The sequence below is a fragment of the Pseudomonas sp. YQ_6 genome (assembly GCF_043103245.1).
GTDB lineage: Bacteria > Pseudomonadota > Gammaproteobacteria > Pseudomonadales > Pseudomonadaceae > Aquipseudomonas > Aquipseudomonas alloputida.
Genome location: NZ_JBICJR010000017.1, coordinates 97,607 through 122,698 on the forward strand (window position 1 = coordinate 97,607; position 25,092 = coordinate 122,698).

At 62.8% G+C, this 25,092-nt stretch carries 20 protein-coding genes; 12 read left to right on the forward strand and 8 right to left on the reverse strand.

Annotation, left to right across the window (positions count from 1 at the left end):
- Nucleotides 1–72: 72 nt before the first annotated feature.
- Genes ACF8FG_RS05250 through ACF8FG_RS05260 form a run of 3 tightly spaced genes read left to right on the forward strand, consistent with a single transcriptional unit; the run spans nt 73 to nt 3,667 of the window.
- Nucleotides 73–1,377 (forward strand): MFS transporter, encoded by a 1,305-nt coding sequence (locus ACF8FG_RS05250; protein ID WP_318077699.1) that lies wholly within the window; start codon nt 73–75, stop codon nt 1,375–1,377.
- 26 nt (nt 1,378–1,403) lie between these two features.
- On the forward strand, nt 1,404–2,645 hold the full coding sequence (locus ACF8FG_RS05255) for a Zn-dependent hydrolase (protein WP_064490796.1): 1,242 nt from the start codon (nt 1,404–1,406) through the stop codon (nt 2,643–2,645).
- Complete coding sequence (locus ACF8FG_RS05260; RefSeq protein ID WP_070384003.1) at nt 2,645–3,667, forward strand: histone deacetylase family protein; 1,023 nt, start codon at nt 2,645–2,647, stop codon at nt 3,665–3,667. The genes ACF8FG_RS05255 and ACF8FG_RS05260 overlap by 1 nt, the downstream gene beginning before the upstream one ends.
- Nucleotides 3,668–3,783: 116 nt before the next feature.
- Here the strand turns inward: ACF8FG_RS05260 and ACF8FG_RS05265 are convergent, their stop codons facing one another.
- Nucleotides 3,784–5,208: a PLP-dependent aminotransferase family protein gene (locus tag ACF8FG_RS05265; RefSeq protein ID WP_392518626.1), complete on the reverse strand. Its 1,425-nt coding sequence runs from the start codon at nt 5,206–5,208 to the stop codon at nt 3,784–3,786.
- A gap of 324 nt (nt 5,209–5,532) precedes the next feature.
- Between ACF8FG_RS05265 and ACF8FG_RS05270 the strand changes: the two genes are divergently transcribed.
- Entirely contained in the window at nt 5,533–6,945 is a 1,413-nt protein-coding gene (locus tag ACF8FG_RS05270; RefSeq protein WP_019438828.1) for an amino acid permease, read from the forward strand.
- 3 nt (nt 6,946–6,948) lie between these two features.
- On the opposite strand, the gene ACF8FG_RS05275 is transcribed toward ACF8FG_RS05270, so the two are convergent.
- Nucleotides 6,949–7,128 carry a hypothetical protein gene (locus ACF8FG_RS05275; protein WP_019438829.1) on the reverse strand — a complete coding sequence of 60 codons (180 nt, stop codon included), beginning with the start codon at nt 7,126–7,128 and terminating at the stop codon, nt 6,949–6,951.
- 114 nt (nt 7,129–7,242) lie between these two features.
- On the opposite strand from ACF8FG_RS05275, the gene tam reads away from it, so the two are divergent.
- On the forward strand, nt 7,243–8,019 hold the full coding sequence (tam, locus tag ACF8FG_RS05280) for a trans-aconitate 2-methyltransferase (protein ID WP_019438830.1): 777 nt from the start codon (nt 7,243–7,245) through the stop codon (nt 8,017–8,019).
- Here the strand turns inward: tam and ACF8FG_RS05285 are convergent.
- Both ACF8FG_RS05285 and ACF8FG_RS05290 read right to left on the reverse strand, forming a co-directional pair.
- Nucleotides 8,009–8,380, reverse strand: coding sequence for a DUF2784 domain-containing protein (locus ACF8FG_RS05285; protein ID WP_014591492.1), 372 nt, complete (start codon nt 8,378–8,380; stop codon nt 8,009–8,011). The genes tam and ACF8FG_RS05285 overlap by 11 nt on opposite strands.
- Nucleotides 8,381–8,437: 57 nt before the next feature.
- Nucleotides 8,438–9,307 carry a LysR substrate-binding domain-containing protein gene (locus tag ACF8FG_RS05290; RefSeq protein WP_070384002.1) on the reverse strand — a complete coding sequence of 290 codons (870 nt, stop codon included), beginning with the start codon at nt 9,305–9,307 and terminating at the stop codon, nt 8,438–8,440.
- 243 nt (nt 9,308–9,550) lie between these two features.
- Here ACF8FG_RS05290 and ACF8FG_RS05295 point away from each other — a divergent pair, with 243 nt between their 5' ends.
- The 5 genes from ACF8FG_RS05295 (at nt 9,551) to ACF8FG_RS05315 (ending at nt 15,728) form a co-directional block, all read left to right on the forward strand.
- Nucleotides 9,551–10,867: an MFS transporter gene (locus ACF8FG_RS05295; protein ID WP_076403218.1), complete on the forward strand. Its 1,317-nt coding sequence runs from the start codon at nt 9,551–9,553 to the stop codon at nt 10,865–10,867.
- Between the two features lie 14 nt (nt 10,868–10,881).
- Nucleotides 10,882–12,273, forward strand: a complete 1,392-nt coding sequence (locus ACF8FG_RS05300) for an FAD-dependent oxidoreductase (protein ID WP_014591489.1) — start codon at nt 10,882–10,884, stop codon at nt 12,271–12,273.
- Between the two features lie 97 nt (nt 12,274–12,370).
- The gene (locus ACF8FG_RS05305) at nt 12,371–13,084 is read left to right on the forward strand and encodes a YebC/PmpR family DNA-binding transcriptional regulator (protein WP_004575404.1); all 714 of its coding nucleotides are present in this window, start codon (nt 12,371–12,373) and stop codon (nt 13,082–13,084) included.
- Between the two features lie 137 nt (nt 13,085–13,221).
- Complete coding sequence (locus ACF8FG_RS05310) at nt 13,222–14,166, forward strand: LysR family transcriptional regulator (RefSeq protein ID WP_014591488.1); 945 nt, start codon at nt 13,222–13,224, stop codon at nt 14,164–14,166.
- A gap of 149 nt (nt 14,167–14,315) precedes the next feature.
- A complete protein-coding gene (locus tag ACF8FG_RS05315) occupies nt 14,316–15,728 on the forward strand; it encodes a DOPA decarboxylase (protein ID WP_014591487.1) in 1,413 nt (470 codons plus the stop codon).
- Between the two features lie 113 nt (nt 15,729–15,841).
- Here ACF8FG_RS05315 and ACF8FG_RS05320 read toward each other — a convergent pair whose 3' ends face one another.
- Complete coding sequence (locus ACF8FG_RS05320) at nt 15,842–17,215, reverse strand: MFS transporter (RefSeq protein WP_019438974.1); 1,374 nt, start codon at nt 17,213–17,215, stop codon at nt 15,842–15,844.
- Nucleotides 17,216–17,504: 289 nt separating this feature from the next.
- Here ACF8FG_RS05320 and quiC point away from each other — a divergent pair, with 289 nt between their 5' ends.
- Nucleotides 17,505–19,412, forward strand: coding sequence for a 3-dehydroshikimate dehydratase QuiC (quiC, locus tag ACF8FG_RS05325; RefSeq protein ID WP_318077697.1), 1,908 nt, complete (start codon nt 17,505–17,507; stop codon nt 19,410–19,412).
- Nucleotides 19,413–19,480: 68 nt separating this feature from the next.
- Here the strand turns inward: quiC and ACF8FG_RS05330 are convergent, their stop codons facing one another.
- Genes ACF8FG_RS05330 through ACF8FG_RS05340 form a run of 3 tightly spaced genes read right to left on the reverse strand, consistent with a single transcriptional unit; the run spans nt 19,481 to nt 22,394 of the window.
- The gene (locus ACF8FG_RS05330; protein ID WP_318077696.1) at nt 19,481–20,149 is read right to left on the reverse strand and encodes a class I SAM-dependent methyltransferase; all 669 of its coding nucleotides are present in this window, start codon (nt 20,147–20,149) and stop codon (nt 19,481–19,483) included.
- An 11-nt stretch (nt 20,150–20,160) separates the two neighbouring features.
- Nucleotides 20,161–21,513 carry a chromate efflux transporter gene (gene chrA / locus ACF8FG_RS05335; protein ID WP_014591483.1) on the reverse strand — a complete coding sequence of 451 codons (1,353 nt, stop codon included), beginning with the start codon at nt 21,511–21,513 and terminating at the stop codon, nt 20,161–20,163.
- A gap of 17 nt (nt 21,514–21,530) precedes the next feature.
- A complete protein-coding gene (locus ACF8FG_RS05340) occupies nt 21,531–22,394 on the reverse strand; it encodes a sensor domain-containing diguanylate cyclase (RefSeq protein ID WP_019438977.1) in 864 nt (287 codons plus the stop codon).
- A gap of 296 nt (nt 22,395–22,690) precedes the next feature.
- Here ACF8FG_RS05340 and ACF8FG_RS05345 point away from each other — a divergent pair, with 296 nt between their 5' ends.
- Entirely contained in the window at nt 22,691–25,087 is a 2,397-nt protein-coding gene (locus ACF8FG_RS05345; protein WP_014591481.1) for a hypothetical protein, read from the forward strand.
- The last annotated feature ends 5 nt before the right edge of the window (nt 25,088–25,092 follow it).

Consider the following 25,092-nt stretch of genomic DNA (forward strand, 5'->3'; position numbering starts at 1 on the left):
ACAGGCCAAGCGCCAGCAGAGCGCCCCGTGACCCTTGCAACTCCTGCCAGAACAACAAGCAAAGGAGCCCCCATGAAGCCGACCGCTTCCGCTCAACCGCGTCGTGCCGCCGCCGCCGCATTCATCGGCACCATGATCGAGTGGTACGATTTCTACATCTACGCCACCGCCGCCGCGCTCGTCTTCGGTGCCTTGTTCTTCCCCTCCGACGACAGCCTGTTCAGCACCATGGCCGCGTTCGGTACCTTCGCCGTGGGCTTCTTCGCCCGGCCGCTTGGCGGCATCATCTTCGGTCACGTGGGCGACCGTATCGGTCGCAAGAAGTCGTTGGTCATCACCCTGCTGATGATGGGCATCGTCACTGTCTGCATCGGCCTGCTGCCGACTTACGCACAAATCGGCGCGGCCGCGCCGGTGCTGTTGATCCTGCTGCGCATCGTCCAGGGGATTGCCGTGGGCGGCGAGTGGGGCGGGGCGGTACTGATGGCCGGCGAGCATGCGCCCAAGGGCCGCCGCAACTTCTTCGCGTCGTTCGCCCAGTTGGGTAGCCCGGCGGGCCTTATCCTGTCGCTGCTGGCGTTTGGTGCGGTCACCCGACTGCCTGAAGAGGCGCTGATGAGCTGGGGCTGGCGCGTGCCGTTCCTGGCCAGCGCACTGCTGCTACTGGTGGGGCTGGCTATTCGCCTGGGCGTGAATGAGTCGCCTGAGTTCCTGGCCAGCCGCGAGCAGGCAGAAAAGGCCAGGTGCAAGGAGCAGGCTCCGGCCCTCGAGGTGCTGCGCACCGCCTGGCGCCCGCTGTTGCTGTGTATCGGCGCCAATACCCTGGGCATTGCCGGGGTCTACTTCACCAATACCTTCATGATCAGTTACACCACCCAGCAATTGCACCTGGAGCGCTCGTTGATTCTGGAATGCCTGTTCTTCGTGGCAATCATCCAGTTCTTTGTGCAGCCCCTGGCGGCCTGGCTGTCGGAGAAGATTGGTGCAACTCGCTTCCTGGCCCTGGTCGCCCTGCTGGCGATGGCCTCGCCCTACCCAATGTTTGTGCTGGTGAGCTCGGGCCACGGGCCCCTGATTGTGCTAGGCATCGCCTTGGCCGCTGCCTGCATGGCCTCTTTCTACGCGGTGATCGCCGGCTACGTCAGCGGCATGTTCGAAACCCGCGTGCGCTACACCGCCATTTCCCTGGCTTACCAGATCTGCGGCGCCCTTGCCGGCGGCCTGACCCCGCTGATCGGCACCTGGTTGGCCCACACCTTTAGTGGCCAGTGGTGGCCGATGGCAGTGTTCTACACCTTGATCGCCACCCTTTCGCTGGTCTGCGTGCTTGCCCTGGCGCGCCAGTACGCCCGTAGCCAGCACCTGGAACTGGCCTGATCCGATCGACTCTGGAGTACCCGCACATGTTGAAAAGCAATGGCGAACGCCTGTGGGCGAGCCTGATAGCCATGGCCGAAATCGGCGCCACCGCCCGCGGCGGTAGCTGCCGCCTGGCGCTCAGCGACGAGGACAAGGCGGGCCGTGAACTGTTCAGCCACTGGTGCCGCGAAGCCGGCCTGACGCTGACGGTGGATGCCATAGGCAACCTGTTCGCCCGTCGTCCAGGTAGTGACCCGAATGCCGCACCGGTAATGATGGGCAGCCATCTCGACACTCAGCCCGAAGGCGGTCGTTTCGACGGTGTCTATGGCGTGCTGGCCGGGCTTGAAGTGGTGCGCCGCCTCAACGAGCTGAACATCCACACTCGCAAGCCGCTGGAAATTGCCGTGTGGACGAACGAGGAGGGCGCGCGCTTCACGCCGGCCATGTTTGGCTCGGCAGTGTTCACGGGCAGCCTCGCGCTGGCCGAAGCGCTGGCTATCCGCGATGCCGATGGCCTCAGCGTCGCCGACGAACTGCAGCGAACGGGCTTCGCCGGCCAGCGCCCTTTAGGTGGCCCGGTGGATGCCTATTTCGAAGCGCATATTGAGCAAGGTCCGATCCTTGAAGACAACGCCAAGGCCATTGGTGTCGTCAGCGGCGGGCAAGCGATTCGCTGGTTGGACGTCACGGTCGAAGGCATGGCGGCCCACGCGGGTACGACACCGATGCCCCTGCGCAAGGATGCCCTGTATGGCGCGGCGCGGATGATCCAGGCGGTCGAGCAGTTGGCAGCGGACTTCGCACCCGAAGGGCTGACCACTGTGGGCGAGTTGTCGATTGCCAAGTCCTCGCGCAACACCATTCCTGGCCTGCTGCGCTTTACGGTCGACTTGCGCCACCACTGCGATGAAGCCATCGAAGCCATGGAGCGCGACCTGAGCCTGAAGCTGCAAACCATTGCCAGCCAGCGCGGCCTGCAGGTACGCATCGAACGCCACTGGGTCAGCCCGGCCACGCCGTTCGACCCTGCATGTGTGGCTGCCGTGCAGCAGGCGGTGGACGAACTGGGCTACGCCCAGCAATCAATCGTCAGCGGTGCCGGTCACGATGCCATCCTGCTGGCCCGATACTGCCCGACGGCCATGGTGTTCATCCCCTGCGTCGGCGGCCTGAGCCACAACGAAGCCGAAGACGTATTACCCGACGATGCCCGACAGGGTGCCGATGTGCTGCTGAACGCCGTGTTGGCCCGTGCGGGCCGTGTCGAACAAGGAGAAGGCTGATGCGTTGCTACTTCCACCCCGAACAACTGCTGCACCACCCACGCAGTTACTACTCGCGCGGCGCCATGCGCACCCCGCAGGAAGTCCCCGAGCGCGCCCAGCGCCTGCTGAAGGCGGCCAAAGACCTGGGTTTCGACATCCGCCAGCCCGACGATGCCGGCCTTGAACCGCTAAAGGCCGTGCATGGTGAGGCCTACCTGGCCTTTCTCGAAGAGGCCCATGCACGTTGGAAAGAAGTGCCCGAAGACTGGGGTGACGAGGTCATGTCCAACATTTTCGTGCGTGAGCCCAACGCTCTGCGCGGCATCCTCGCCCAGGCCGGCCGCTACCTGGCAGACGGTAGCTGCCCGGTGGGCGAACACACCTGGCACTCGGCCTATTGGTCGGCGCAAAGCGCGGTTGCAGCGGCCAAGGCCATCCTCGACGGGGAGCCCGCCGCCTATGCGTTGTGCCGACCACCGGGGCACCATGCGCGGTTCGATGCCGCTGGCGGCTTCTGCTACATCAACAACGCCGCCGTGGCCGCCCAGGCCCTGCGCAGCCGCTACAACCGTGTAGCGATCCTCGATACCGACATGCACCATGGACAAGGGATTCAGGAGATCTTCTACGATCGCCGTGATGTGCTGTATGTGTCGACCCATGGCGACCCGACCAACTTCTACCCGGGTGTGGCCGGGTTCGCGGACGAGCGTGGCCGGGGTGAGGGGGAGGGGTACAACCTCAACCTGCCGATGGCGCATGGGGCGAGCGAGGCGGACTTCATGGGGCAGCTGGAGGTTGCGCTGGCTGCAGTGACGGACTTTGGTGCCGAGGTACTGGTGCTGTCGCTGGGGTTCGATATCTACGAACTGGACCCGCAGAGCAAGGTGGCTGTGACCACTGAAGGGTTCGCTGCGTTGGGTGAGCGAATTCGGGCGTTGCGCTTGCCTTGCCTGATTGTCCAGGAGGGGGGCTATCACCTGGAGAGCCTGGAGGTGAATGCGCAGGCGTTCTTTGCTGAACAGGCGGACTGGCGATAAGTGCCAGAGGCCGGCATCGGTGGTTTGGCTGCCGGCCTTTTCGCGTGTGAACCCATTCCCATGGGCGCTTTGCGGCTTTCGAGTTTTTGCCCTCCATCGATCGGGGTCGACACCCCCTACATCCCACCCCGCCGCACGTGCTTCACCAACACCTTCTCCAACAACTCCCACATCGCCGGATCCGTACTGAACGCCACGTTGAACCGCATCCACCCGGTCGCCTTGGCGTCGACCATGAACAACTGCCCAGGGCCGAGCATGATGCCTTTCTCCAGCGCATCGTCCAGCAACGCGGCACTGTCGGGAATCGCCGGGTGGCGGGTCCAGATGTACATGCCTTCATCCGATTCGGTGAACAGTTCGAAGCCCAATCGATGCAGATGCCGGCCAACTTCCTGATGCGCCTCGGCCAGGCGCTGGCGCAGGCGCTTGAGGTGCTTGCGCCAGCGCCCGTCGATGATCGCCGCATACACCACGCGCTCCATGACCTGCGAGGTGGTCAGGCCTGAGCGCATCTTCAGGTGCAGCAGTTTTTGCATCAGCTCGGGGTTGGCCAGCATGTAGCCGACCCGCACGTTGGGCGAAATGCTCTTGGAATAGCTGCCCACGTACACCACCTGCTGCAGATGGTCGAGGCTGGCCAGGCATGGCTGCGGCTCGGCGACCATGTCGGCGTACAGGTTGTTCTCCACCAGGCGGAAGCCATGCTGGCTGGCAAGCTGCAGCAGGCGGTGCAACTGCGGCAGCGGGGTGCGCGAGCACGTCGGGCTGTGCAGGTGCGGCTGGGTGAAGAACGCCGTCGGGCGATGGTGGGTGAGCAATTGCTCCAGCTGGTTCAGGTCGTAGCCGGCCGGTGTACGTGGCACGCCTACCAGGGTTGCGCCTTGGGTGCGCAGGATGCTCATGAGGTTCGGGTAGCCGGGGTCGTCCACCAGCACCACATCGCCCGGGCGCACCAGTGTGCGTGCGGCCAGGTCCAGGGCCTGGCTGGCGCCGTGGGTGAGCATCAGCTGTGCCGGGTTGGCGACGATCGACAGCTCTTGTTGCAGGTTCTGTGCGGTCAGCGCACGCAGCTCCATCAGGCCCATGGGGTCGCCGTACCCCGACAACTCCAGCGGGCTACCCGCCACCTGGCGCAGGCCGCGGCGCAGGCCGTCTTCGTACATCCAGTCGTTGGGCAGCCAGCCGCACCCTGGTTTGTACGGCAACTGGCGGGTTTCGAAAATCTGCTGCAGGTACCACTCGGAGTTGAACGTTGGTCGACTGGTGTCGGCCTCGGTGTTGTGCTGCTCCAGCAGTTCGCCCGCCGCACGGTTGACGAAGAACCCCGCATTGCCACGGCTCACCAGCAGCCCTTGGGCGACCAGGCGGTCGTAGGCCTCGACCACGGTGAAGGTACTCACCGAATAGCTGGCGGCAAAGGCGCGGATCGACGGGACCTTGGCGCCTGGCTTGAGGGTTTGGTTGTCGATCAGCTCGCGCAGCCCATCGATGATCTGGTTGACCAGCGGGGTAGAGGAGTCTGGATGTAATTCGAACATTCGGGGCCTTCAGGGTGCGTATCGCCTGGCGTCTGCAGGGTGTACTGCATGGGCGACCTATACAGTGCAGTGCGAGATTCATGCCACTGTGCATGGCTCTCTGCGTCGGACATTTTTACATTAGGTGTCGGATATCGCCACATAAAGCATGTTCAGTTCGCCTCAGGCAGTCGCCCTGGGGCGCGTCAGCAGGCCGCCATGGAAGGCCTGCGTGTGTAATTCACACCATCCTGCCCGCATTAGCACTGATGTACAGGTGAAATCGCCAGCCATCGGGATTTCACAGTTTTCCTTGGATAAGAAGAAGCACGGGGTACACAACTGATGGACGCAACATCCACAACCACCACCGCGAAAAGCGGGCACGAGAGCAAGCTCAGTGCCTCGCTGAAGTCGCGCCACCTGACGATGATGTCGATCGCCGGGGTTATCGGCGGCGCCTTGTTCGTCGGTTCCGGCAGCGTGATCCACAGCGCCGGCCCAGCCGCTGTCCTGGCCTACCTGGCAGGCGGCATCCTGGTGGTGCTGATCATGCGCATGCTGGGTGAAATGGCGACTTCCTCGCCTGACACCGGCTCGTTCTCGACCTACGCCGACCGCGCCATTGGCCGTTGGGCCGGTTTTACCATCGGCTGGCTGTACTGGTGGTACTGGGTCATCCTCATGGCCTGGGAAGCCTATGTGGCGGGCAAGATCCTGCATGGCTTCTTCCCCGACGTCAGCGTCAACGTATTCGTGCTGGCCACGACCTTGTTGCTGATCACCGTCAACTTCTTCAACGTCAAGCACTACGGTGAGTTCGAGTTCTGGTTCGCCTTGATCAAGGTGATTGCGATCGTCTGCTTCCTGATCGTGTGTACGGCTGCCGTGATGAACATCTGGCAGTTCGGTGAAGTGCGTGGCATCAGCCACCTCACCGCCGAAGGCTTCATGCCCAATGGCATCACCACTGTAATCGGTGCCTTGCTCGGGGTGATGTTCGCCTTCCTCGGCGCCGAAATCGTTACCATCGCGGCCTCCGAAGCCAAGGACCCGGCTGCGCAGATCGTCAAGGCGACCAACTCGGTGGTCTGGCGTGTGTGCCTGTTCTACGTCGGCTCGATCTTCCTGATCGTCTGCCTGGTACCGTGGAACGACCCGCACCTGGGTGTTTCTGGCTATGGCGCTTATCGCCGTACCCTGGAGCTGCTGGGCGTGCCGTATGCCGAGCTGTTGATGAACTTCGTGGTGCTGACTTCCGTGAGCAGCTGCCTGATCTCTGGCCACTACACCGCATCGCGCATGCTGTTCTCCCTGGCCCAGCGTGGCGACGCGCCGTCGTTCTTCAAGATCACCCGCGCCGGTACCGGTGTACCGGTGTACGCGATCATGGGTTCGTGCGCCGTGGCCGTGGTGTGTGCATTGATCAACTTCAGCGAGACCCTGCGCCCGAAAGACGTGCTGGACACCCTGATGAACACCACCGGCATGATCGCCCTGCTGGTGTACCTGGTCATCGCCTTCTCGCAGCTGCGCATGCGCCGCAAGCTGATTGCCGAGGGCAAGGAAGTACGCCTGAAGATGTGGCTGTTCCCGTGGCTGACCTACCTGGTGATCGCGTTCATCGTGGCTGCTCTGGTCACCATGGCCTTCATGCCTGACTACCAGATCCTGGTCATTTCCACCGGTATCGCTGCGGCGGTCGTGGTGGTGATGGGTGTGGTGCACCAGATCCGCTCTGGTAGCAAGCAGCACTAAGCGTCACTCGCGTCTGGAAACGGCCGGCTCCCTTGGGGACCCGGCCGTTTCGCGTTGTTGGGCCTGGGCTTTTTCTGCGGGCATGTGGAAACGCTGGTTCATCCACGGTGAGCCGAGCAGGGCGGCCGCAGCGATCAGGGCCAGGATGGCGAGGGCGATGTAGGTCTTCACAGGCGTGTGCATGCAAGGACTGACTTCAAGCACAGGTGATCAGTTCCGGGGTAATCCGTTCGCAACCGTCCCGCCGGGCGACAGATGGCATATGCTAGGCACATTGCCCGCCCAAAGGAGCCGCACATGGCCTGGTCCGCCAACCAGTATTCCCTGTTCGAAGACGAACGCACACGCGCCGTACGCGACCTGATTGCCGCCATCCCGCCACGGCCGGTGCGCCACGCCACCGACCTGGGGTGCGGCCCCGGCAACTCGACCGAAGTGCTGCTGCAACGTTACCCCGATGCCCAGGTGACGGCGCTGGACAGCGACCCGGACATGATCGACAAGGCCCGTGAGCGCAAGCGGCTGTGCATCCCGCGTGTGCGCACGGTCATTGCCGACATTGCCGGCTGGACTGCCCCCGAGCCGCAGGACCTGATCCTGGCCAATGCCTCGCTGCAATGGGTACCTGACCACGCCTTGCTGTATCCGCACCTGGTGCGCCAGCTCAGCGAAGGCGCCAGCCTGGCTGTGCAGACCCCGGACAACCTCGACGAGCCGGCCCACCGGCAGTTGCGCGAGATCGCAAGCCAAGGCCCCTGGGCGGCGAAGTTCGCCGACTTGCAGCTGCCGCCACGGCACAACGCGGCGTTCTACTACGACTTGCTCAGCCCGCTGTGCGCGCGGGTGGACGTGTGGCGCACCACCTATCATCACCCGTTGGTGGGGGGTGCCGAAGCGGTAGTGGAATGGTTCAAGGGCTCGGCGTTGCGGCCTTATCTGGCCAGGCTTGATGAGCAGGAGCAGGCCGACTTCCTGCAGATGTACCTGCAGGCCATGCAGCGCGACTATCCGCCGGCCTCTGATGGCAAGGTACTGTTGCCCTTCCCGCGGTTGTTCGTGATCGCTACCCGCTAGGGCGGCGCCAGCGCCAGGCCACGTAGCTGTAGATGCCGAGGTTCAGCACTAGCACGAGGGTGCCCAGCAGCAGCTGGATCTGCGGGGTCAGGCCGGCGGGGTAGATCATTGGCCAGACGTAGTGCTCGACGAAGCTGCCCTGGTAACCTGCGTCACCGGCGGCATTGCGCATGCGGTTTTCCCAGGTGGTGAGCGGGCAGCCAAGGTGCAGACACTCCACCGCCAGGCCCCAGGCCAGGACCGGCAGGTGCAGCAACAGGGCAGGGCGCCAGCGCAGCACCAGCAGGCCGCCGAACAGCACCAGCAGGATGAAGGCCAGGTGCAGCAGCACCAGGGTGTCGGCGGCAAGGCGGTAGAGCATGGGGTGGGGGCCCGGGGATTGGGGTTATCCCAGCATAGTTGGGTTGCCTGATCTGGCCTACACCCCTTCCTCGACCATCTGCAGGAAAGTCGCCACCACCCGGCGCGTACGCTGCTCGCTCAGGCACACCAGGGTCTCGGTCAAATGCCGCTGGCAATCGACAATCGGCAACGCACACACCCGCGCATCGGCACCGAACTCCGCCGCCGACACCACGCCCACACCAATCCCTACCACCACCGCTTCACGCGCCGCTTCCCGGCCTTCCACCTGGATCGCTGCGCGTATCCGCAGCCCGGCACGTTGCATCTCTTCCTCCAGCGTCTGCCGCGTCACCGAACCGGGCTCGCGCAGCACCAGCGGCATGTCATCGAGGTCGGCCAGGCTGATCGAGCCACGGCTGGCCCATGGGTGGTGGTGGGAAACGAACGCCACCATCGGGTCACGACGCAGCGGCAGGCAATGCAGGCGCTCATCGTCGACGTCCCGCCCCAGCAGGGCCAGGTCGGCCTGATAGCTGAACAGCCGCGCCAGCGATTCGTCGGTATTGCCCGTTTCGATCTTCACCTGGATACCCGGATAACGCTGGCAGAAGCGGGCGATCTGCGGCAGCACGTGCACCGGCGCATCCACTGCCAGCACCAGGCTGCCGGTGTGCAGCGCACGCGAGTCGTGCAACAGCTCCTGGGCTTCGGCCTCGCAGGCGAACAGGCGCTGGCTGATGCCCAGCAGCCGCTCGCCAAGGTCGGTGAGCTGCACCGAGCGTTTGTTGCGGTGGAACAGTAATACACCGAAGCGCTCCTCCAGTTTGCGCACCTGGTCGGACACCGCAGGCTGGGTAAGAAACAGCTTTTCGGCGGCGCGGGTAAAGCTGCCGTGCACGGCCACCGCGTGGAAAGCCTTGAGTTGAGCGTGGGAAACCGACATGACAACCTCAGTAACAAGCTGGGCTTATGTGTGTAATACGATAAATCGATTTTATTTATCTTACAGCAACTGTTTCCATAGATTTCAGCCCGACGCTGGCACCACGAATGCCGCCAGGGCCATGGCGCTCACACGGCGCCACCTGACCCGATGACAGCCTCGTCATCGCTGTGCGTAACACAAGAACAAGACAGGCGTTTCTTCACATTCTGCCGGCACACTTGAGCAAGAGGTCAGACTTACATGAACCAATCCCTAGCCGCGTTCAAACGCTGGCGCATCCAGATTTTCGCCATCACCTGGCTGGCTTACGCCGCCTTCTACTTCACCCGCAAAGCCTTCTCGGTGGCCAAGCTGGGCATCGCCGAAGACCCAGGTTTCATGCTCGACAAGGCCGCCATGGCCAACCTTGATGCCATCTACCTGGCCGCCTATGCCGTGGGCCAATTCACCTGGGGCATGCTTGCCGACCGCTTCGGCCCGCGCGTGGTGGTGCTGGGCGGGTTGTTGATTTCTGCGGCGGCGGCAGTCGTGATGGGCAGTTACGCAACCTTCCCGATCTTTGCTACCTGCATGCTGGTACAGGGCCTGGCGCAATCCACCGGCTGGGCCGGCTTGTGCAAGAACATCGGCAGCTTCTTCCCGGCTTCGCAGCGCGGGCGGGTGCTGGGCCTGTGGAGTTCATGCTATGCCTTCGGCGGCCTGGTGGCCTCGCCGTTCGCGGGCTGGTGGGCCTACACCCTGGTGGGCACCTGGCATGCGGCGTTCTTCTCAAGCGCGGCAGTGGTGGCGCTGGTGGCGGTGCTGTTCTTCTTCCTGCAGCGCAACAAACCCGAGGACGTCGGCTTGCCAGCGGTTGAGCCCGAGCCGCAAAGCATGGCCCCGGCCGGCAGCCTGTGCAGCGTATGGGCACCCCTGCGGGAGATCCTGCGCAACCGCACGGTGTTGACCCTGGGCCTGGCGTACTTCCTGCTGAAGCCGGCGCGCTACGCCATCTTGCTGTGGGGCCCTGTGATCGTCTTCGAGCAGATGCCCTCGGTGGGCAAAGTGGGCGCGGCAATCATCCCGACTGCTTTCGAACTGGCCGGGCTGCTTGGCCCGATCATGATCGGCCTGGCCTCGGACAAACTGTTTGGCGCCCGACGCATGCCGGCCTGCGTGATCAGCCTGGTGCTGCTGACCGTGACACTGGCGTTGTTCATGGCGGCCATGCACACCGGCAGCGTGCTGCTGGTGGTGGCCCTGCTGTTCGTCATGGGCCTGACCCTGTACGGGCCGGACTCGATGATCAGCGGCGCTGCAGCCATCGACTTCGGCACCGCCAAGGCCGGCGCCACCGCAGCAGGTTTTGTCAATGGCTGTGGCTCGGTGGGCGCGGTGCTGGGTGGGCTGCTGCCGGGTTACTTCGACGGCGTCACGGTGTTCATCGTGTTCGCAGGCTGTGCGCTGTTCTCGGCGCTGGTGTTGCTGCCGCACTGGAACAGCCGCCCGGCCAGCAGCGCGCAAGGCACCGACGTGGCACCGAACACCAGCATGGCAATCAAGCCACTGCGTACTTAAAGGAAAGCGAGCGAATGAGACCCTTCTGGCTGCAACAGGCCCTGGATTCGGCGCAGGAGGCGGTATGCCCGCCGCTGCAAGGCGATACCCGTTGCGATGTGTGCATTGTCGGCGGCGGCTACACCGGCCTGTGGACGGCACTGATGCTCAAGGAAGCGGTACCGGCCCTGGATGTGGTGCTGATCGAGGCCGACATCTGTGGTGCCGGTGCCAGCGGCCGCAATGGGGGGTGTGCGTTGTCCTGGTCGGCCAAGTACTTCACCCTCGAACGCCTGTTCGGGGCGGCGGAGGCGGTGCGGCTGGTGCGCGAGTCGGAGCGCAGCATCGCAGACATCGGTGTGTTCTGCGCGGCCAATGGCATCGACTGCGACTTCCGCCTGGACGGCACGCTGTACACGGCCACCAACGCAGCGCAGGTCGGTGCCACCGACGCGGTGATCGCCGCGTTGGAGCACAAGGGCATCAACTCGTTCCGCCGCTTGCCGCTGGAGCAGGTGCAGCGCCTGGCCGGTTCGGCACGGCACCTGGAGGGCTGGTTCTCGCCGGCCGCCGCCACCGTGCAGCCTGGCAAACTGGTGCGCGGCCTGCGCCGCGTGGCCTTACAGCGCGGCGTGCGCCTCTACGAAGGCACCGCCATGACCGGCCTGGAACACGGCGCCCCGGTGCAGGTACGCACGGCCCACGGCACGCTGCGCGCCGACCGTGTAGTGCTGGGCCTCAATGCCTGGATGGCGCGCGTCTTCCCGCAGTTCGAGCGCAGTGTGGCGATCGTTTCCAGCGACATGGTCATTACCGAACCGTGCCCCGAGCTGCTGCGCCAGATCGGCCTGGACAGCGGCATCAGCGTGCTCGACTCGCGTATTTTCGTGCATTACTACCACAACACCTCCGATGGCCGGCTGATGCTCGGCAAGGGCGGCAACACGTTTGCCTATGGCGGGCGCATGTTGCCGGTGTTCGACCAGCCGTCGCCGTATCGGCGTTTGCTGCGCGAAAGCCTTGGCGGCTTTTTCCCGGCCTTGGCCGAGGTGCCACTGGCGGCCAGCTGGAACGGGCCGTCGGATCGCTCGGTGACCGGCCTGCCGTTCTTTGGGCGGTTGGACGGGCAGGGCAACGTGTTCTATGGCTTTGGTTACTCCGGCAGCGGTGTTGGCCCGTGCCACATGGGCGGGCAGATTCTTTCGTCGCTGGCGCTGGGGCTGGACAACCCGTGGACCCGGTCGCCGCTGGTCAAAGGGCCGCTGGGGCTGTTCCCGCCCGAGCCGATCCGCTACCTGGGCTCGCTGGTGGTGCGCAATGCCATTCGCCGCAAGGAGCAGGCCGAAGATCGTGGTGTGCGCCCACGAAGGCTGGATGTGCGGTTGGCGCGGTTTGCCGCGGCGGCGGGCAAAGCCGATAAAGGCTGATGAGATTTCTTGTCGATCCCATGCTCGAGGGCGTATAAAATGCACCCACTTTTGGCCGGTCGCTTCCTGAACCGGCCGCTGAAACAAGAGAGTCGACATGGGCGCACAGTGGAAAGCCAAACATAGAGAAACAGCGGCCAATGCCAAAGGCAAGATCATGGGCAAGCTGTCCAAGGAAATCCAGATCGCTGCCAAGTCGGGTGCCGATCCCGACATGAACCCGCGCCTGCGCCTGGCCATCGTGCAAGCCAAGAAGGCTTCGATGACCCGCGAGACCCTGGATCGGGCAATCCGCAAGGGCGCAGGCCTGGACGGTGATGCCGTGCAATACCATGCGGTGAGCTATGAAGGTTTCGCTCCGCACCAGGTGCCGCTGATCGTCGAGTGCCTGACCGACAACATCAACCGCACCGTCGCGCAGATCCGCGTGCTGTTCCGCAAGGGCCAGCTCGGTGCCAGCGGTTCGGTAGCGTGGGACTTCAACCATGTAGGCCTGATCGAAGCCACGCCTGCGAGCGCTGACGCTGATCCGGAAATGGCCGCGATCGAAGCCGGTGCCCAGGACTTCGAGGAAGGTGAAGAAGAGGGCTCGACCCTGTTCATTACCGACACCACCGACCTGGACGCGGTGCAGAAGGCCCTGCCGGAGCATGGTTTCACCGTAACCGCGGCGAAAATCGGCTACACCCCTAAAAACCCGGTAAGCGCGGCCAGCCTGAGTGCCGAAGCGTTGGCCGAGGTCGAAGCGTTTCTCGAGGCGATCGACGAGCACGATGACGTGCAGAACGTCTATGTTGGCCTGACCGAGTAATCGTCGGGGCCGCGTTGCGGCCTGTTCGCGGGCAAGCCCGCTCCCGCAGGTTTTTCACGATGCTGAACGATGTGAGAACCCTGTGGGAGCGGGCTTGCCCGCGAATAGGCTTTTGAATTCCACCGCAGGGAGCCTGCATGAACCCCACCTTCGCCTCCCTCAGCCTCGCCCACCTGCGCACCCTCGACCACCTGTTGCAGCTTAAAAACCTCAGCCACGCGGCCGAGCGCCTGGGCGTCAGCCAATCGGCCCTGAGCCGCCAGTTGGCCCACCTGCGTGAAGCCTTCGATGATCCGTTGCTGGTGCGCCAAGGGCGTGGTTACGTGCTTAGCGAACACGCCGAAGCCCTGGTCGAGCCTTTGCGCCAGGTGCTCGAAGAACTGCACGCGCTGCGCCAGCCCGCCATCTTCGACCCGGCGCGTTGCGAGCGGCGGTTCTGCCTGGCCGCTTCGGACTATGTGGCCGAGCACATGCTGCCGCTGCTGGTGGCGGCGCTGGAGCGCGAAGCGCCAGGTGTATCGCTGGAGTACCGCACCTGGCAGGCCGGCCAGTACGCCTTGCTGGCCAGCGGAGAAATCGATCTGGCGACTACCTTGTTCGACGAGTCGCCGCCCAACCTGCACGGACGGCTGTTGGGTGAGGACCGCGCGGTATGCCTGATGCGCCAGGATCACCCGCTGGCCGCGCAGGCCGCGCTCAGCCAGGCCGACTACCTGGCGTACAAGCATGTGCGCATTTCGGGCGGTGGCGACAAGGACAGCTTCATCGATCGGCACTTGCGTGCACAAGGCCTGCAGCGGCGGGTCAGCCTCGAAGTGCCGTTCTTCTGCGCCACGGTACAAGTGATTGCCAACAGTCAGGCGGTGGCCACGGTCCCCGAGCACATTGCCCGACAGCTGAGCCGTTTGCATGACCTGGCCTGGCGACCACTGGGCTTCATCGACCACAGCCAGCGCTATTGGGTGGTGTGGCACCAGCGCCTGCAGGCTTCGGCCGAGCACCGCTGGTTGCGCAACCGGGTGTTCGAGCTGTGGCGCCAGTCGCAGTTCGGGGTGCAGGGTGGGCATGCGGGTTTGCCATAGCAGCTATGCGTGATGCGGGGTTATTCGGCTGGGGATAGGTGCCTAGACTGGGGCATTGTGTTGATTGTGCGGCTGCTTCGCGGCTGTAGGAGCGGGTTTACCCGCGAAAGGGCCTGCACAGGCAATGGATAACTCCCAGGAGAGCTAGCGTGACCCCCGAACAATTCCGCCAGTACGGCCACCAACTGATCGACCTGATTGCCGACTACCGTCAGACCGTCGGCGAACGCCCGGTCATGGCCCAGGTCGAACCTGGCTACCTCAAGGCTGCCTTGCCGCAAACCGCGCCCCGCCAAGGCGAACCCTTCGAGGCTATCCTCGATGATGTCAACCAGTGGGTCATGCCCGGCCTGTCCCATTGGCAGCACCCGGACTTCTATGGCTATTTCCCTTCCAATGGCACCCTGTCCTCGGTGCTGGGGGACTTCCTCAGCACCGGTCTTGGGGTGCTGGGCCTGTCATGGCAATCCAGCCCGGCCCTGAGCGAACTGGAAGAAACCACCCTCGACTGGCTGCGCCAGTTGCTTGGCCTGTCTGGCCAGTGGAGTGGCGTGATCCAGGACACCGCCTCGACCAGCACCCTGGTGGCGCTGATCAGCGCCCGTGAACGCGCCACTGACTACGCCTTGGTACGTGGTGGCCTGCAGGCCGAGCCCAAGCCTTTGATCGTGTATGTCAGCGCCCACGCCCACAGCTCGGTGGACAAGGCTGCACTGCTGGCAGGTTTTGGCCGCGACAATATCCGCCTGATTCCCACCGACGAACGCTACGCCCTGCGCCCAGAGGCACTGCAGGCGGCGATCGAACAGGACCTGGCTGCCGGAAACCAGCCGTGCGCCGTGGTTGCCACCACCGGCACCACGACGACCACTGCCCTCGACCCGCTGCGCCCGGTCGGTGAAATCGCCCAGGCCAATGGGCTGTGGTTGCACGTTGACTCGGCCATGGCCGGGTCGGCGATGATCCTGCCCGAGTGCCGCTGGATGTGGGACGGCATAGAGCTGGCCGATTCGGTGGTGGTCAACGCGCACAAATGGCTGGGTGTGGCGTTCGATTGCTCAATCTACTACGTGCGCGATCCACAGCACCTGATCCGGGTAATGAGCACCAATCCCAGCTACCTGCAGTCGGCGGTGGATGGCGAGGTGAAGAACCTGCGCGACTGGGGGATTCCGCTGGGCCGTCGGTTCCGTGCGTTGAAGCTGTGGTTCATGTTGCGCAGCGAGGGTGTCGACGCATTGCAGGCGCGACTGCGGCGTGACCTGGACAATGCCCAATGGCTGGCGGGGCAGGTCGAGGCGGCGGCGGAGTGGGAAGTGCTGGCGCCAGTACAGCTGCAAACCTTGTGCATTCGCCATCGACCGGCCGGGCTTGAAGGGGATGCGCTGGATGCGCATACCAAGGGCTGGGCCGAGCGGCTGAATGCATCCGGCGATGCTTATGTGACGCCGGCTACACTGGACGGGCGGTGGATGGTGCGGGTTTCGATCGGTGCGCTGCCGACCGAGCGGGGGGATGTGCAGCGGCTGTGGGCACGTCTGCAGGACGTGATCAAAGGCTGAAGCCTTCGCGGGCAAGCCCGCTCTCACAGCATCGCATCAGGGCTGAAGCCTGTACGGTGCCTGTGTGAGCGGGCTTGCCCGCGAAGGGGCTGCAAAGCAGCCCCTGCAATCTATCAGTGGCTCACCGCCTGAAAGCTACCTTTACGGCTGGCTTCATAGGCTGCCTTTTCCATCGGCTTGGCGTCCGGGTTGCCCAGGTCGTCCATCGCCAGGCGGTGGGTTTCCGGGGCAATGTAGGCCGCCAGGGCGCACACGCCGGTGATGAAGAAGGCCAGCCCACCGACTACCAGCGGAATGTTGTCCGAGCCGGGTGGGGCAACCATTGCGAACAGCGCGGGCAGCATGGCGGTCAGCATGGTGCCGATGTTCTGCGCGATGGCCATGGCCGTAACGCGGTAGCGGGTGTGGAACAGCTCTGGGTAGAAGCTTGGGAACACCGCGTTGTAACCCTGGTAGACCATGCCCCACATGACGATCGAGGCGGCGAATGCCATTGGCACGTTCTGGATGCTGATCGCATACAGGTAGACGAAGGCCAGCAGGCCAGAGCCCAGGCAGCCAGCGATCATGGTCGGGCGACGGCCGATCTTGTCCGACAGGTTGCCCACGAACGGGATCACCAGCACCGCGACGATGTTACCGACCACCGGAATCCACAGGTACACGCTCTTGTCGAAGCCGATGCCATACGCCGGCTGCACCGCGTAGGCCGCACCGAAGATGGTGGCCACGACCGGGATCACGTTCATCAGGGCCATGAACATCACCAGCACCATGTGCTTCCAGCTGTGGCGGAAGGCCTCGCTGATGGGCGACTTGGCAACCTTGTCCTGTTTCTCTTCTTGAACGAACGCTGGGGTTTCGTGCACTTCCTTACGGATGATGAAGCCGGCAATCAGCACGACTGCGCTCATCAGGAACGGAATGCGCCAGCCCCATTCGGTAAAGGCTTCGCTAGGCATGAAGTAAGCCAGTGGCAGGAATACCGCCGCCGCCAGAACCTGGCCCGCTTGCACACCTTGCAGGGTGAAACTGGCGTAGTAGCCTCTTCGGCCGAACGGCGCGTGCTCCATGATCATGGAACTGGCACCGGAAATTTCCCCGGCCACGGCAAAGCCCTGGATCAGGCGCAACACCACCAGCAAGGCCGGTGCGAGGTAGCCGATGTCGTGGTAGGTGGGTAGCAGGCCGACAGCCATGGTCGACAGGCCCATCAGGAACATGCACAGCAGCAGGACGTTCTTGCGACCGCGGGTGTCACCCCAGTGGCCCAGTACGAAGGCGCCGATCGGGCGTGCCAGGTAGCCCACGCCATAGGTGGCCAACGAGGCAATGATGGCCATTTTCGGGTCGGTGTTAGGGAAGAAAATCTGCGGGAAAATCAGCGCAGCGGCCTGGGCGTAGATGAAGAAGTCGTAGTACTCGAGTGCCGAGCCTATCCATCCACTGGCGGTCGCTTTCTTTGCTTGCGAGCTGGAGTGAGCCATCGTTGTCTCCGTTGTTATTGTTGTTTGCGCAGGTTCCGCCAGAGGTTATGCCAAGGCAGGAGGCAACGGTCGGTGTGCCTGCGTCTGTGGTCCATGTTGACCACGGGCCCGCGGTCTAGCAATTCGCTAAAACGGGTTTTGTGCGATAATCGAACGCAAAACTAACCATTCCGTACAAAGAGATTGAAGCGACGACTTTACCTGCGAATAATCGATCGTGCCATAAACTGTGACAGGGCTTGTTTGCCCGAATGGCACCGTATTCCTCCAACAACAAGGAACTCCCGCCATGCAGCGTTCGATCGCTACCGTGTCCTTGAGCGGCACTCTGCCGGAAAAGCTCGAAGCCATCGCCGCCGCCGGTTTTGACGGCGTCGAGATCTTCGAGAACGATCTGCTCTATTACGCTGGCAGCCCGCGCCAGGTGCGCCAGATGTGCGCCGACCTGGGCATTGCCATCACCTTGTTCCAGCCTTTCCGCGACTTTGAAGGCTGCCGCCGTGACCGCCTGCAGAAAAACCTCGACCGCGCCGAACGCAAGTTCGACCTGATGCAGGAACTGGGTACCGACCTGGTGCTGGTGTGCAGCAACGTCCAGGCCGATGCCCTGGGTGACGAGCAACTGTTGGTCGACGACCTGCGCCTGCTGGGCGAACATGCCGGCAAGCGTGGCCTGCGCATTGGTTACGAAGCGCTGGCCTGGGGCCGCCACGTCAACACTTACCAGCAAGTGTGGAACCTGGTGCGCCAGGCCGACCACCCGGCACTCGGGGTGATCCTCGACAGCTTCCACACCTTGTCGCTCAAAGGTGACCCCAGCGCGATCCGCGACATCCCCGGCGACAAGATCTTCTTCGTGCAAATGGCCGATGCGCCGATCCTGGCCATGGATGTGCTGGAGTGGAGCCGCCACTTTCGCTGCTTCCCGGGGCAGGGCGAAATGGACATGGCCGGTTTCCTGGCGCCGATCCTCGCCACGGGTTACCGTGGCCCGCTGTCGCTGGAAATCTTCAACGACGGCTTCCGCGCCGCACCGACCCGGCAGAATGCCGCCGACGGCTTGCGTTCGCTGCTGTACCTCGAAGAGCAGACCCGCTTGCGCCTGGAGCAGGAAAACACGCCGATCGAACCTGGCGTACTGTTCACCCCGTCGCCGGCCAGTGCTTACGACGGCGTGGAGTTCCTGGAGTTTGCGGTCGACGAAGCCGTCGGCGCGCGCCTGGGCAACTGGCTGAAGCGCCTGGGCTTTGCCGAAGCCGGCAAGCACCGCAGCAAAGAAGTGCAACTGCTGCGCCAGGGTGATATCAACATTGTGCTGAACGCTGAACCGTATTCCTTCGGCCACAACTTCTTCGAGGCCCATGGCCCGTCGCTGTGCGCCACTGCGCTGCGGGTCAAGGACCAGCAAGCGGCCCTGAAGCGGGCCACCGCCTTCCGTGGCCAGCCGTTCCGCGGCCTGGTCGGCCCCAACGAATGCGAAGTGCCGGCGGTGCGAGCGCCCGATGGCAGCCTGCTGTACCTGGTGGAGCAGGGCACTGCCGGCCACACCCTGTACGACACCGACTTCAGCCTGGACAACAACACAACCGCTACCGGCGGCCTGCGCCGCATCGACCACATGGCCCTGGCCCTGCCGGCCGAGTCGCTGGACAGCTGGGTGCTGTTCTACAAGAGCTTGTTCGACTTCGCCGCCGACGACGAAGTGGTGCTGCCCGACCCGTATGGCCTGGTCAAGAGCCGCGCCCTGCGCAGCCAGTGCGGCACCTTGCGCCTGCCGCTGAACATCTCGGAAAACCGCAACACCGCCATTGCCCATGCGCTTTCAAGCTACCGTGGTTCGGGCGTGCATCACATCGCCTTCGATTGTGACGATATATTCCGCGAAGTGGCGCGGGCCAAGCTGGCAGGGGTACCGCTGCTGGAAATCCCGCTGAACTACTACGACGACCTGGCGGCGCGTTTCGATTTCGACGACGAGTTCCTCAGTGAGCTGGCGTACTACAACGTGCTGTATGACCGCGACGCTCAAGGTGGCGAGCTGTTCCACGTCTATACCGAGCCGTTCGAGGAGCGTTTCTTCTTCGAGATCATCCAGCGCAAGGCGGGGTACGCTGGTTACGGCGCTGCCAACGTTGCGGTGCGCCTGGCAGCCATGGCCAAGGCCCGTAGCGGGGCGGCGCGCAAGCCGGTGCTGTAGTCGCCTGCACCGGCCTGTCTTGTGGGAGCGGGGTGAACCCTGCTTCCACAGGATTGTTACGGCCCGATTCAGTGACGCTCAGCCACCATCAACAACGACTGCGGCACCGCGCTCTGCGGATGCTGCGGTTCCTGCAGACTGACCAGTCGCAACCCCGCCATGTCCAGCGCATTCAGCCAGCTGGCCAGGGTGCGGAAATACCAAGGCATCGGTTGCCAATTCCCGGCGAACCCGGCAAAAGACTCCTCTCGCCAGCCATCCTGATAATCCCCATCAGCCACGCTCCACGGGTGCAGGGTCTGGATCACCAGCGCACCGCCGGGTACCAGCAAAGTACGCATGGCCGACATCAGTTCAATGATGTCCTGGTGCAACAGCGCGAAGTTGGCGCAGATCAGTTCATAGTCCTTGCCAACATGCACCTTCGCCTCAGCCAACTGCGCATAGCTGGCCAGGTGCACCTCACCCGCGCCCGCAGCCCGCGCTGCATCCACCAGGGTTCTGTCGCCGTCGACGCCCACGGCCTCGATACCCCGGTCGGCCAACGCGCGCAGCAGCCAGCCTTCACCGCAGCCCAGGTCGAGCACCCGTTCGGGCTGGCGGCCGAGGATGGCCAGCAGGATGGCCTGGTCAGTGACCTGGCGACGGCTTTCGATGGCGCCGTGGCGTACGGCGTCGATCCAGGCCTGGGCGTTATGGTGCCAACTGTCGAGCAAGGCGTCTTCAGGGTTGCGCATGATCGGCTCCATCAGCGGAAAAGGTGAAGGGCTAGCCCGGCAACGGCGCAGCCGATCAACACGTGTATCACCCCGCGCTTGTAGCGGAACAGCGCCACAGCCGCCGCGAGCGCTATCACAGCCGAGGACCAGTGGAACGCGCCATCGAACCCGGCCGGCCACAGCACGTGGTAGCCGAAGAACAGCGCAAGGTTGAGGATTACCCCCACCACCGCCGCAGTGATCCCGGTCAGTGGGGCGGTGAACTTCAGTTCGTTGTGGGTCGACTCCACCAGCGGGCCTCCGGCGAGGATGAACAGGAACGAGGGCAGGAAGGTGAACCAGGTCACCAGGCCCGCTGCCACTGCGCCCGCGAGGAACGCCTGGTGGGCGCCGAACATCGGCTGCAGGTAGCCACCGACAAAACCGACGAAGGCCACCACCATGATCAGCGGCCCAGGCGTGGTCTCGCCCAGCGCCAGGCCATCGATCATCTGTGTGGGCGACAGCCAGCCATAGTGGCCGACAGCCCCTTGATAGACATAGGGCAGCACCGCATAGGCACCGCCGAAGGTCAGCAGCGCCGCCTTGGTGAAGAACCAGCCCATTTGCGTCAGTGTGCCGTGCCAGCCAAAGGTTGCCATCAGCAGGCTCATGGGCAGAAGCCAAAGCGCCGCAACCGTCAGCAGCAAGGTCACCAAGCGGCCCCAGCTGAAGCGGGCGTGCGCGGGTATCGGGGTATCGTCGTCGATCAGTGCCGGGCGCTGGCTGGCCCTGGCTGCGTTGTGGCCCCCTCCGGGCGCGAACTGTGCCGGCAGTAGCCGGCCGCCGACATAACCCAGCAGTGCGGCCGCCAGCACGATCAGCGGGAAGGGGACGTCAAGCGCGAAAATGGCCACGAACGAGGCAGCGGCAATGGCCCATAGCCAGCCGTTCTTCAGCGCTCGCGTGCCAATGCGGTGGGCGGCATGCACGACGATGGCGGTCACGGCCGGCTTGATCCCTTCGAAAATCCCGGCGACCACCGGAACTTCGCTCCAGGTCAGGTAGACCCATGACAGGCCGATCAGGATGAACAGCGACGGGAGCACGAACAGAGCGCCGGCAATCACTCCGCCCCAGGTGCGGTGCATCAGCCAGCCGATGTAGGTGGCCAGTTGCTGGGCTTCGGGCCCGGGCAGCAACATGCAGTAGTTGAGGGCATGCAGGAAACGCCGCTCACTGATCCAGCGGCGCCGCTCCACCAGCTCCTGGTGCATGATCGCAATCTGCCCGGCCGGGCCGCCGAAACTGACGAAGCCCAGCTTCAGCCAGAACAGCAATGCCTGGCCCAGGCCGACTGAGGCGGGTGTTTGCCCGGCAGTTGCTTGCGGTTGTTCAGCCATGCGGTGTGCCCTTGCCTTCAGCCAGTTGCAGCGCGTTGGCGCTTGATTCGATACATGTGCCCGTCAGCATGGCGCAGTAACATGTCGGCATCGTTGCCGTCTTCGGGAAAGCGGGCTACGCCAATACTGCAGGACGGTGCATCGATGCCGGCAAACTCGGCGTCGAGCGGATCGGCCATGACTGCGAGAATGTGCTGTACGTGCGTGGCAATGGCCTCCGGCGATGGGCAATCGGGCAACAGCACGGTGAATTCGTCGCCGCCCATCCGCGCTACCGTGCCAGCCGCCCCAACGCAGCGTTCCAGGCGGCGGGCCAGCGTGCACAGTACCCGGTCACCCACGCTATGGCCGTGGTTGTCGTTGATCTGCTTGAAGTCATTGATATCGAGGAACAGCAGGGCCAGCCTGCGGTTGTGACGCCGGGCCGCGGCCAGGGCGGTGTCCAGCCGTTCATTGAACATGGCGCGGTTGGCCAGCCGGGTCAGCGGGTCATGATGGGCGAGGAAGCGCAGTTCGTCTTCGGCCTTGCGCTGGGCGGTAACGTCCCGCGCCACGCCGATACGCGCCTGGGCCTCATCAGACCAGCAGGCCGCCCACAGAATGTGCACCACGCTGCCGTCCTTGCGAAGGTAACGGTTGCAAAAGTCGTAGTGCGGCTGGCCGTTCATCACCCGCATGATCGAGGCGCGCGTGGCCGCGAGGTCGTCAGGGTGCATGTAGCGGGTGATCGGCGTGCCGATCAGTTCGCAGGCCTCGTAGCCCAGCAGTGTCTTGCAGGCATCACTGACGAACACAATCTGGTTGTCCCTGTCGACCACGAATACCGTATCCAGCATCAGGTGGATCAGCCTGGGGTACAACGCTTGCAGGTCTACGGGCATGGCTCAGGGTGTCCGCGGCAGGGTGACCGATCATGGCCTGAAGGAATACGTCGCAGCTACGGCAGCCTGCAGGGCTGGTGCCCCCTTCCTTGAAACTGGCAACGATCGCATCGAAAGGGGCGGCCTCTACATCGGTGGTTCGGGCCTAGGCAGGGGAAAAATGAGCCACGTAAAAGGCATGGCACCTGACAAAACTGCCAGTTGTAGCGAAATCCGTCTGCACATCAAATGAAGCGCGAGTGTTCTGAACAGTCGTTCGAGTGTTTGGCGCCAACAATGGACATGCGGAGAGAAACATGGATTATTCAACCGCTGAACTGGTCAAATGGTTAGGTGAAGAAACACGCCTGTTGGGCTGGGACATGGTTTTCTTCATTGATGGAGGAAAGATTAATGCGCTATTGAAGCAAACGTCCATTCGGCGCTTCAATACAGCGAATCGTTTACCGCCCATTTCCGGATTCATCGGCAACGGGCCTGACTATCGTTTTGCCTTGTCCAATTGTAGTCTCACGTTGCCTAGATTGATTTTCGATGTGAACCTTGCTGGTAACAAGGCGCACCTGCTGATTACAATTGCCGAAGCCAATGCGTACGCGCTGATGTTCAAGAGTCAACAGTGGCAGGTGCGCCAGTTGGATGTGCTAGGGGGTGTGCAAAACGCGGATCTGAGTCTGGACATTGACCTGGAGGCGTCTGGTGGCCACGTGGATGAAACTGACACGATCCGTCTGGATCTCAGTGAAACGGAAAATTTTTCAATGCCGTGCTACACCGGCGAGACGCGCTTGCTGACCGAATTCTTCAGGCAGAAATTTTCGGCGCTGCTTGATGAACAGCGTCAGTTTCCGATTGGCCATTTGTCAAAGCGCAATGTCGAGTTGCATCGCCCCGTCTCGTTTAGCCTGCGTACCCAGGCCAGGGGAAGGGGTCCCACCGATGTGGAGGGTGCAGTCGTGCTGTTTGTCGATATGGAGGATGGAGCGGGGGGGCATTTTCCAGGCGCGGATTACAAGTACGCAATACCCAATGATGGTGACTATACTGCAACCGTCCTGTTCAATACGGAACGGTTGTTGCTCGCGCAGTTCGTAAGCGCCTTCGGCGGTGTGATCAAGGATGCTGAGTTTGAGTTGCTCCGGCGTGATGGCGACTTACCGGCGGTTGTCTGCAAGAAGGGATATATTACCCTGCCGCACCAGTGGGTTGACGAGACGGTAACGATTCCTGCGCTTGGCGCAAATTGGACTGTGACGGGGACTTTTGAATTTTTTGAAGCCAACATAGACATGACCGATGCGTTGACCATCAGCAATATAGATAACCAGTGGAAGGTGAGGTTGTCCATGCGTGGCAACCTGATGGTCAGGTTTAGTAATATCGATGACGCCAGGGGCGAAATACGAGACAGACTGGTCTTTGAAGACTTTGACCTGGATGATTTCCTGGCGCCTGTGCAAGCAGATTTTCACTATGAAGCAGAGTTGGCATACAGCTTTGATCCCGAAGGCTTGACACAACTGGTGTGCGAATCCTATGGGTTTGCCGAGCGGGTTGGCTTTCAACCGATTTTTGGCGACATAAAGCCTCCGCCTGCACGTGATTCTTCCGGCTCTGCGAGCGAGTTTCTCGGGCGTTTGGTAAAACCGGCGATGGGCAGGTTAAGTGACTTGCTCAGGACGCGTCTTACCAGCTTTGGTACTTCGGGGTTTATCACGCTTCAGGATGGTGTGGTGGAAAATCTGAAAACCAATCTGATTTTCGAGTCTCGCACAAGTAAAATAGCGAGCGATGTGCTGAGGTTAAATTTTCAGAGCATTTTAACGGGGACAAGACTCTTGGCCCCGCACGATATAGCTTTTTTCGGCAAGGTAAATCCCGCTGCTGGTTATTTCAACGTCAGTCCGATGGAAACTACCCTGCTCGCAGGTAAAACCACGACATTCAAGGCCGAGCCTGCCTGGGCGCGGGTGCTTTGGTCCGTTGAGGCCGTTTCCGGCATTGCAGAAGGTGTTCCTCTGTCTATTAACGGAGGCGTCTTTACCGCACCCAGTGCCAGCGACATGACAAAGTCATGCGCACACGTGCTGGTAACAGCCACCAATATTTTGATTCCGGCAATTCAAAGCAAGGCCTTGATCACCGTGGTTCGCGAAACGCTGCAAGCCAACCCTGCGGTTGTGGTTGCCCAGGCAGGCAGAGACGTCGATTTCAATGCCTGGACGCTCGGCAATCCTGCGACCTTGCAATGGCGTTATCAGGACGAACCTCTGGGCACGGGGCAGGCGGTGACGGTCACCAGCCCAGCCGACACAGGCACAGTTGCTTATGTCGTTGAAGAAATCCAGGTGACAGACCCTGAAAGCCAACAAACCAGTACCTGTGTACTGATCACCGAGATGGGGCAGTTGACGCCCATGACGCTGAGCGCCACTGTTGACCCTGCTGGTACGAAAGCGGTGTTGGATGTCAGTCAAACCCCGTTCCCGCCGGAGGGCGTCAACTGGGAGGTGCGCTACGGACCCGGTAGTGTTTCGGCAGGAGTCTATACACCGGGTATAGACGAGACAGCCCGCTTCGCATTGATAAGCGCAACCTTCGATAGCGGTGATTATGGTGTCTTCGAAGGGTATGTCCTGCTAGTCCTGCCACTTGCCGAACACCGTAATATCACAACCGTTCAGGCAGATTGAACCAT

Excerpts from the sequence above, each read along its gene's own strand:
- ACF8FG_RS05250 (WP_318077699.1), top strand. The coding sequence starts at position 73 with ATGAAGCCGACCGCTTCCGCTCAACCGCGTCGTGCCGCCGCCGCCGCA.
- ACF8FG_RS05255 (WP_064490796.1), top strand. The coding sequence starts at position 1,404 with ATGTTGAAAAGCAATGGCGAACGCCTGTGGGCGAGCCTGATAGCCATG.
- ACF8FG_RS05260 (WP_070384003.1), top strand. The coding sequence starts at position 2,645 with ATGCGTTGCTACTTCCACCCCGAACAACTGCTGCACCACCCACGCAGT.
- ACF8FG_RS05265 (WP_392518626.1), bottom strand. The coding sequence starts at position 5,208 with ATGTTCGAATTACATCCAGACTCCTCTACCCCGCTGGTCAACCAGATC.
- ACF8FG_RS05270 (WP_019438828.1), top strand. The coding sequence starts at position 5,533 with ATGGACGCAACATCCACAACCACCACCGCGAAAAGCGGGCACGAGAGC.
- ACF8FG_RS05275 (WP_019438829.1), bottom strand. The coding sequence starts at position 7,128 with ATGCACACGCCTGTGAAGACCTACATCGCCCTCGCCATCCTGGCCCTG.
- tam (WP_019438830.1), top strand. The coding sequence starts at position 7,243 with ATGGCCTGGTCCGCCAACCAGTATTCCCTGTTCGAAGACGAACGCACA.
- ACF8FG_RS05285 (WP_014591492.1), bottom strand. The coding sequence starts at position 8,380 with ATGCTCTACCGCCTTGCCGCCGACACCCTGGTGCTGCTGCACCTGGCC.
- ACF8FG_RS05290 (WP_070384002.1), bottom strand. The coding sequence starts at position 9,307 with ATGTCGGTTTCCCACGCTCAACTCAAGGCTTTCCACGCGGTGGCCGTG.
- ACF8FG_RS05295 (WP_076403218.1), top strand. The coding sequence starts at position 9,551 with ATGAACCAATCCCTAGCCGCGTTCAAACGCTGGCGCATCCAGATTTTC.
- ACF8FG_RS05300 (WP_014591489.1), top strand. The coding sequence starts at position 10,882 with ATGAGACCCTTCTGGCTGCAACAGGCCCTGGATTCGGCGCAGGAGGCG.
- ACF8FG_RS05305 (WP_004575404.1), top strand. The coding sequence starts at position 12,371 with ATGGGCGCACAGTGGAAAGCCAAACATAGAGAAACAGCGGCCAATGCC.
- ACF8FG_RS05310 (WP_014591488.1), top strand. The coding sequence starts at position 13,222 with ATGAACCCCACCTTCGCCTCCCTCAGCCTCGCCCACCTGCGCACCCTC.
- ACF8FG_RS05320 (WP_019438974.1), bottom strand. The coding sequence starts at position 17,215 with ATGGCTCACTCCAGCTCGCAAGCAAAGAAAGCGACCGCCAGTGGATGG.
- quiC (WP_318077697.1), top strand. The coding sequence starts at position 17,505 with ATGCAGCGTTCGATCGCTACCGTGTCCTTGAGCGGCACTCTGCCGGAA.
- ACF8FG_RS05330 (WP_318077696.1), bottom strand. The coding sequence starts at position 20,149 with ATGCGCAACCCTGAAGACGCCTTGCTCGACAGTTGGCACCATAACGCC.
- chrA (WP_014591483.1), bottom strand. The coding sequence starts at position 21,513 with ATGGCTGAACAACCGCAAGCAACTGCCGGGCAAACACCCGCCTCAGTC.
- ACF8FG_RS05340 (WP_019438977.1), bottom strand. The coding sequence starts at position 22,394 with ATGCCCGTAGACCTGCAAGCGTTGTACCCCAGGCTGATCCACCTGATG.
- ACF8FG_RS05345 (WP_014591481.1), top strand. The coding sequence starts at position 22,691 with ATGGATTATTCAACCGCTGAACTGGTCAAATGGTTAGGTGAAGAAACA.